This window comes from Pseudomonas sp. UYEF17 (assembly GCF_040546125.1).
Classification (GTDB): Bacteria; Pseudomonadota; Gammaproteobacteria; order Pseudomonadales; family Pseudomonadaceae; genus Aquipseudomonas; species Aquipseudomonas putida_Z.
On the sequence record NZ_JBEPNE010000024.1, the window covers coordinates 53,368 to 60,581 of the forward strand.

Here is a 7,214-nt window from a genome sequence, read left to right on the forward strand (position 1 = left end):
ATGACCAACAACATCTTCACCGGCACCATGCCCGCCCTGATGACCCCCTGCACCGCCGAGCGCAAGCCGGACTTCGACGCCCTGGTGCGCAAGGGCCGCGAGCTGATCGAGGCCGGCATGAGCGCCGTGGTGTACTGCGGCTCGATGGGCGACTGGCCGCTGCTGACCGAAGCCGAGCGCCAGGAAGGTGTAGCGCGCCTGGTGGCCGCCGGCATCCCGACCATCGTCGGTACCGGCGCGGTGAACACCCGTGAGGCGGTATCCCACGCCGCTCATGCGGCCAAGGTTGGCGCCGCCGGCCTGATGGTCATCCCCCGCGTGCTCAGCCGCGGCGCCTCGCTGATTGCCCAGAAGCACCACTTCTCGGCCATCCTTGCAGCCGCGCCGAAGCTGCCGGCGGTTATCTACAACAGCCCGTACTACGGCTTCGCCACCCGCGCCGACCTGTTCTTCGAACTGCGCAGCGAGTTCCCCAACCTGATCGGCTTCAAGGAGTTCGGCGGTGGCGCCGACCTGCGCTACGCCGCCGAGCACATCACCTCCAAGGATGACGACGTGACCCTGATGGTCGGCGTCGACACCCAGGTGGTGCATGGCTTCGTCAACTGCAACGCCACCGGCGCCATCACCGGCATCGGCAACGCCCTGCCGCGTGAGGTGCTGCACCTGGTGAGCCTGAGCAAGCAGGCGGCCAAGGGTGATGCCAAGGCCCGCCGCCTGGCGCGTGAGCTGGAGGCGGCGCTGGCGGTGCTGTCGTCGTTCGATGAAGGCTGCGACCTGGTGCTCTACTACAAGCACCTGATGGTGCTGAACGGTGACAGCGAATACAGCCTGCACTTCAACGAGACCGACGTGCTGACCGACGCCCAGTGCAACTATGCCGAGCAGCAGTACGCGCTGTTCCGCAACTGGTACGCCAGCTGGTCGGCTGAGCAGAACATCGCCTAAGCAGCCACTGCTTTCTCTGTGGGAGCGGGCATGCCCGCGAAGCAGGCGACTCGGTGCCTGGCACCGGCTTTGCCGGTGTTCGCGGGCTCGCCCGCTCCCACAGGTTTGGTGCGAGGCTCAGAAAGTGCCCGCTCCCACAGGGTAAGCAGTACACCCTTGCAACTGCATGTAATTTCCAAAGGAGGCTCCATGACCCTCACAGGCAACCTGCTGATCGGCCAGACGCCGGTAACCGGCAGCCGCGACGCCATCCGTGCCATCGACCCGGCCACCGGCCAGGCGCTGGAACCGGCCTACCTCGGCGGCACCGGCGAACACGTGGCCCAGGCCTGCGCCCTGGCCTGGGCGGCGTTCGATGCCTACCGCGAAACCTCGCTCGAGCAACGGGCACAATTCCTCGAAACCATCGCCACGCAGATCGAAGCGCTGGGCGATGCCCTGATCGATCGCGCCGTGGCCGAAAGCGGCCTGCCCAAGGCGCGCATCCAGGGCGAACGTGGCCGCACCTGCACCCAGCTGCGCACCTTCGCCCGTGTGGTGCGGGCCGGCGAATGGCTGGACGTGCGGGTCGACAACGCCCTGCCTGAGCGCCAGCCCCTGCCGCGTGCCGACCTGCGCCAGCGCCAGGTGGCCCTGGGGCCGGTGGCGGTATTCGGCGCCAGCAACTTCCCATTGGCCTTCTCGGTGGCCGGTGGCGACACCGCCTCGGCCCTGGCCGCCGGTTGCCCGGTGGTGGTCAAGGCCCACGGCGCCCACCCGGGCACCAGCGAGCTGGTCGGCCAGGCAGTGGCAAAGGCCGTGAAGCAGTGCGGCTTGCCGGCCGGTGTGTTTTCGCTGTTGTACGGCTCCGGTCGTGAAGTGGGCATTGCGCTGGTCAGCGACCCGCGCATCAAGGCCGTTGGCTTTACCGGCTCGCGCAGCGGTGGCATTGCGCTGTGCCAGGCGGCCCAGGCCCGCCCGGAGCCGATCCCGGTGTACGCCGAAATGAGCTCGATCAACCCGGTGTTCCTGTTCGACACCGCCCTGCAGACCCGCGCCGAGGCACTGGCACAAGGCTTCGTCGCCTCGCTGACCCAGGGTGCCGGCCAGTTCTGCACCAACCCCGGCCTGGTGATTGCCCGCCAGGGGCCGGCGCTGCAGCGTTTCATCGACGCCGCCAGCGAACACGTGCGCCAGGCTGCGGCGCAGACCATGCTTACCCCAGGCATTTTCAGTGCCTACCAGGCCGGTGTCGGCGCCCTGGCCGCAAACGCCAATGCCCAGGCCGCCGCCAGTGGCCAGGCCGGGCAAGGCCCCAACCAGTGCCAGGCGCAGCTGTTCGTGACCCAGGCCGAAGCGTTCCTCGCCGACCCGGCGTTGCAGGCCGAAGTCTTCGGCGCGGCGTCGCTGGTGGTGGCCTGCGCCAACGATGAGCAAGTGCGCCAGGTGGCCGAGCATTTGGAAGGCCAACTGACCGCCACCCTGCAACTGGACGATGCCGACATCGCCAGCGCCCGCGCGCTGCTGCCGACCCTTGAGCGCAAGGCTGGCCGCATCCTGGTCAATGGCTGGCCGACCGGTGTAGAGGTATGCGACGCGATGGTCCACGGCGGGCCGTTCCCGGCCACCTCCGACGCCCGCACCACTTCGGTGGGCACGGCGGCGATCCTGCGCTTCCTGCGCCCGGTGTGCTACCAGGACTTCCCCGATGCCCTGCTGCCGCAGGCGCTGAAACACGGCAACCCGCTGCAACTGCGGCGCCTGCTCGACGGTAAACGGGAAGGCTGAGCATGGTCGAAACCGCTGAAACCGATATCGCCGTGGTCGGCGCCGGCATTGTCGGCGTCGCCTGTGCCCTGCAACTGGCCCGCCAGGGCCGCCGGGTAACCCTGGTGGACCGCCAGGCACCCGGCCAGGGCGCGTCCTACGGCAACGCCGGGCACCTGGCCACCGAGCAGGTATTCCCGATTGCCGACCTGTCGATTCTCAAACGCCTGCCGCGCATGCTGCTGGACCCGATGGGCCCGCTGCGCCTGGACTGGAAGTACCTGCCCAAGGCCATGCCGTGGTTCACCCGCCTGCTGCTCAACCTGCGCCCGGGCCCGTTTCAGCGCAGCGTGGCCGGCATCCGCACGTTGAACGAAGGCAGCCTGGGTGCCTGGCAGCGGCTGCTGGGTTCGATCGGGCGTAGAGAGCTGTTCCAGGAAGATGGCTCGTTGCTGGTGTTCGAGCGGCCGGAGTCGCGCCAGGCCCTGGAGGCCTTGCGCGCCCGCATGCAACAGCAGGCGGTGCCGGTGGACTTCTGGTCGGCCGACACCGTGCGCGAGGCGGCGCCGCAACTGAGCCCGTCGTTGCAGGGTGGGCTGTTCTTCCCACGTACCGGGCACTTCATCGACCCTTACCGGGTGGTGTGCGAACTGTTCGAAGCGGCCAAGGCCAGTGGCGTGCGCTTTATCCAGGCGCAGGTCGATGGCGGGCGGCTGCACAGCGGTGGGGTCAGCCTGGCCAGCGACCAGGGCACGCTCGAGGCCCGCCAGGTGCTGATCAGTTGTGGCGCGCATTCTGCGCGGTTGACCGGCGCGCTGACCGGCAAGCAGGTGCCGCTGGACACCGAGCGCGGCTACCACCTGATGTTGCCTGGCGAGCATCAGCGTTTGCCGTTTGCAGTCACATCGCTGGAGCGCAAGTTCATCATGACGCCCATGGCCGAGGGCTTGCGCCTGGCCGGCACGGTGGAATTCGCCGGGCTGGACGCGCCGCCGAGCATGCAGCGGGCGTGGCAGTTGCACCGCTTGAGCAAGGGGTTGTTCCGGAGGGACCTGAGTGTTGAGGGAGCGACGCCGTGGATGGGCTTCCGGCCTTCGTTGCCAGATTCATTGCCGGTGATCGACCGGGTGTGTGATGGGCGGGTGCTGTTGGCGTTCGGGCATCAGCACCTGGGGTTGACCCAGGCGGCGGTGACGGCGGAATGGGTGGGGCGGTTGGCTGACAGGGAGAGTGGGGCTGATATGGCGGCTTACCGGTTGGATCGGTTCTAGATTCGGGGGCCGCTGTGCGGCCCTTTCGCGACACAAGGCCGCTCCTACAGGGGACCGCGTACGCTTGTAGGAGCGGCCTTGTGTCGCGAAAGGGCTGCGCAGCAGCCCCCGGCATCACTCAGCGATAACGCTCGAGCCAGTGCGCATACGGCGCCGGCAAGGTCCAGGAGGCTTTCTCCACGCCCAACTCCTTGGCCGCAAAGTAAGCCCAGTGCGGGTCTGCCAGGTGCGCACGCCCTACCGATACCAGGTCCAGCTGGTTGGCCTGCAGCGCAGCTTCCGCCAGTTGCGGCGTACCAAACCCCCACGCCGAGGTCACCGGCAGCTTCGCCTCACGACGCACGCGCTCGGCAATCGGCCCCATGAACGCCGGGCCCCACGGGATCTTGGTGTCGGGAATGGTGAAGCCGACACTCACGCTCAGCAGGTCGAGGCCGCCAGCCTTGAAACGGCGCGCCAGTTCGATCGACTCTTCCAGGGTCTGCTCATCGCGGCCGTCGTATTCCAACACACCAAAGCGCGCGGTCAGTGGCAGGTTCTCTGGCCATACCTCACGCACCGCTGCCAGGGTTTCCAGCAAGAAGCGGCTGCGGTTGTCGAAGCTGCCACCGTAGGCGTCGGTACGCTTGTTGGAGTGTTCGGAGAAGAAGCTCTGGCCCAGGTAGCCATGGGCAAAGTGCAGCTCGATCCACTCGAAACCGGCATCGCGCGCACGGCGGGCGGCATTGACGAAGTCCTGCTTGACCCGGGCGATGTCGTCCAGGGTCATCTCGCGCGGCACTTGTGGCAGGTGCGCGCCGAAGGCGATGGCGGACGGGGCGATGGTTTCCCAGCCGCGGGCGTCGTCGGCGGCAATGTGGTCGTCACCTTCCCACGGGCGGTTGGCGCTGGCCTTGCGCCCGGCGTGGGCAATCTGGATACCCGGCACGGAACCGGCGGCCTTAATTGCCTGCACCACCGGCACGAAAGCCTGGGCGTGGGCATCGCTCCAGATACCGGCGCAACCGGGGGTGATGCGCCCTTCCGGTGCCACGGCAGTGGCCTCGACCACCAACAGGCCAGCACCGCCACGGGCCAGGCCGGCCAGGTGCACGTGGTGCCAGTCGTTGATCATGCCGTCCTCGGCCATGTACTGGCACATCGGCGGAATGGCAATGCGGTTGCGCAGGGTGACGTCCTTGAGGGTATAGGGTTCGAACAAGGCGGACATGAGCAAGCTCCCGGGCTGTCTGATTACGATAGTTCGATCATAATCGAACTATGGCAATTAATGATAGCCCCGTTATCATGACGACCATGCGAGCCTATCAACATCCCAACTCTGAAGACCTTACCCTGGAACGCCTGCTCTATGCCCTGAGCGACCCGGTGCGCCTGGGTATCGTGCGCCACCTGGCGGGCGTGGCCGAAGCCAGCTGCGGCGAGCTGGACGGCGGCCGGCCGAAGTCGAGCATGTCCCACCATTTTCGCGTGCTGCGTGATGCGGGGTTGGTGCATACCCGCAATGTGGGGACTACCCATATGAATTCGTTGCGTAGCGAGATGCTGGGGGAGCGGTTTCCCGGGTTGCTGGACTGCATTCTGCGCCAAGTTTGATCTGCCAGGCTGACACGGTCCTTGTAGGAGCGGCCTTGTGTCGCGAAAGGGGCGCGTAGCGCCCCCAGATTTTCAGCTTCGCCGCTCAAATTGCCGGGGCCGCTTTGCGGCCCTTTCGCGACACGAGGCCGCTCCTACACTGACCGCATCAGCCTGCAGGTTTGGAATGGACAGCAGGGTTATTTTTGCCCAGGGCAAACCGGCACACCTGCCCTCCCCTGAGCATGCACTCCTCATGGCTGACCTCGGCCCCACCCAAGGCCCCGATCAGCGCCAGGTCCAGCTCGCACACCACCGGGTGCGCCTTGGCCAGGTGATGGAATACGCAATTGTGCGCAACGATCTGCGGCTCGCCCCCCGAGCGGAAGAACACCTGCGCCTCGTACCCGGCATTGTTCATGTGCTCGACGATGCGTGCTTCATCCACCACTTGATGCTCCAGGTCCGCCGCCAGCTTGCGCCCCAGCTGGCGCATCAGCGCCAGCAACGCCTCCTGCCCCAGCAAGCCGGCCACTTCCGCAATCAGCAGGTTGGCCAGCAACGGATACTGCCGCGGGAACAGTTCGCGGGCCTGTTCGGTCAGCTCGTGCAGCTGCTCCGGGCGGCGCCCGGTGGGCCGGGTAGCGCCACGCTTGACCAGGCCGTCGCGCTCCAGAGCCGCCAGGTGCTGGCGCACCGCCGTGCGGGTGATGGCCAGGGCCTGCGCCAGGTCGTCGATGCTCATGCCGGCCGGCTGGAGCAGCAACGCATGGAGCAGGTCCTGTTGGGTACGGCCCAAGCCTTCGAGCATCAGAATTTGTCCGGGAACTGTTTGACCAACGCCGCAGCCAGGGCGTCGGACAGGGTCAGAATATGCTCGCGCATCATCGCCCAGGTGCGCGCCTCGCCCACGTAGTCAGCGGCCGCCAGCTGGTCGATCTGGGCCACGTGGTGCCCGCCGTGGGCGCTGAGCAGCGTCAGCAGGGTCGGTTCGGGCAGGTTCGGGTTGGCCTTGGCCAGGAACGCAGCGATGCCCTTGGCATTGCTGGTCAGCTCATTGACCGCGGCTTGCTGGCCTTTTTTGTCCTTGGCCACGGTGGCGTCGCTGTAGTGCTTGATGGCGCCCCAGTGGCCGGCCAGCAGTTTCAGCAACTGATCGGCGGCGGGCTGGCCGTACAGCGGGGCAATGCTGTTGGCGATCCTGGTAGCGTCGGTAACCACTTCCTTGGCAGCGACTTCAGCCTCGTTGGCGTTGCCGGCCTGGTTGGCGACAGCATAGTTGCGCACCCAGAAGATGTGCTCGACCCAAAGGTCGCGCAGGGCCATGCGCGTGGTCATTGCAGCAGATTCGGCGGGTTTGGCGGCGGGGGTTTCGCTTGAGTAGGAGTAGCTTTGGCTCCATGCCGGCTGGGCGCACAGGGCGAGCAGCAGTAAGGCGGCAATCTTGATGTTCATGACGGCACCCTCCTGGAGGGGGATCGACTGACAAGATTAATTTAAGCATCAAAATATGTTTTTATTGAGGCTGAGCTGGGTTTCCGATCAGTGGTTTCCTGAACTGGCCTCTTCGCGGGTAAACCCGCTTGTGTCTTGATGAGGGATTAAAATCTGGAGTGAGAGCGGTGAATGACAAGCTGAATGCCGCAGGTGCCATGAGCACGAGTGGGAGCACAA

7 protein-coding genes are annotated in these 7,214 nt (G+C 66.3%); 4 read left to right on the top strand and 3 right to left on the bottom strand.

The genetic code is table 11. The annotated features are described in order from the left end of the window. From ABIB24_RS24575 to ABIB24_RS24585, 3 genes are all read left to right on the top strand, one after another. The gene (locus ABIB24_RS24575; RefSeq protein ID WP_274079740.1) at positions 1–948 is read left to right on the top strand and encodes a dihydrodipicolinate synthase family protein; all 948 of its coding nucleotides are present in this window, start codon (positions 1–3) and stop codon (positions 946–948) included. A gap of 189 nt (positions 949–1,137) precedes the next feature. Continuing rightward, entirely contained in the window at positions 1,138–2,715 is a 1,578-nt protein-coding gene (locus ABIB24_RS24580) for an aldehyde dehydrogenase (NADP(+)) (protein ID WP_354317427.1), read from the top strand. Positions 2,716–2,717: 2 nt separating this feature from the next. Continuing rightward, positions 2,718–3,965 carry an NAD(P)/FAD-dependent oxidoreductase gene (locus tag ABIB24_RS24585; protein WP_354317428.1) on the top strand — a complete coding sequence of 416 codons (1,248 nt, stop codon included), beginning with the start codon at positions 2,718–2,720 and terminating at the stop codon, positions 3,963–3,965. Between the two features lie 118 nt (positions 3,966–4,083). Here ABIB24_RS24585 and xenA read toward each other — a convergent pair whose 3' ends face one another. Further along, the gene (gene xenA / locus ABIB24_RS24590; protein ID WP_137164646.1) at positions 4,084–5,175 is read right to left on the bottom strand and encodes a xenobiotic reductase XenA; all 1,092 of its coding nucleotides are present in this window, start codon (positions 5,173–5,175) and stop codon (positions 4,084–4,086) included. A gap of 50 nt (positions 5,176–5,225) precedes the next feature. Between xenA and ABIB24_RS24595 the strand changes: the two genes are divergently transcribed. After that, a complete protein-coding gene (locus tag ABIB24_RS24595; protein WP_025340241.1) occupies positions 5,226–5,561 on the top strand; it encodes an ArsR/SmtB family transcription factor in 336 nt (111 codons plus the stop codon). 148 nt (positions 5,562–5,709) lie between these two features. Here the strand turns inward: ABIB24_RS24595 and ABIB24_RS24600 are convergent, their stop codons facing one another. Together ABIB24_RS24600 and ABIB24_RS24605 are read right to left on the bottom strand one after the other, a co-directional pair. Next, positions 5,710–6,351 carry a helix-turn-helix transcriptional regulator gene (locus ABIB24_RS24600; protein WP_025340242.1) on the bottom strand — a complete coding sequence of 214 codons (642 nt, stop codon included), beginning with the start codon at positions 6,349–6,351 and terminating at the stop codon, positions 5,710–5,712. Continuing rightward, positions 6,351–6,995 carry a hypothetical protein gene (locus ABIB24_RS24605; RefSeq protein WP_137164647.1) on the bottom strand — a complete coding sequence of 215 codons (645 nt, stop codon included), beginning with the start codon at positions 6,993–6,995 and terminating at the stop codon, positions 6,351–6,353. The genes ABIB24_RS24600 and ABIB24_RS24605 overlap by 1 nt, the downstream gene beginning before the upstream one ends. Between the last annotated feature and the right edge of the window lie 219 nt (positions 6,996–7,214).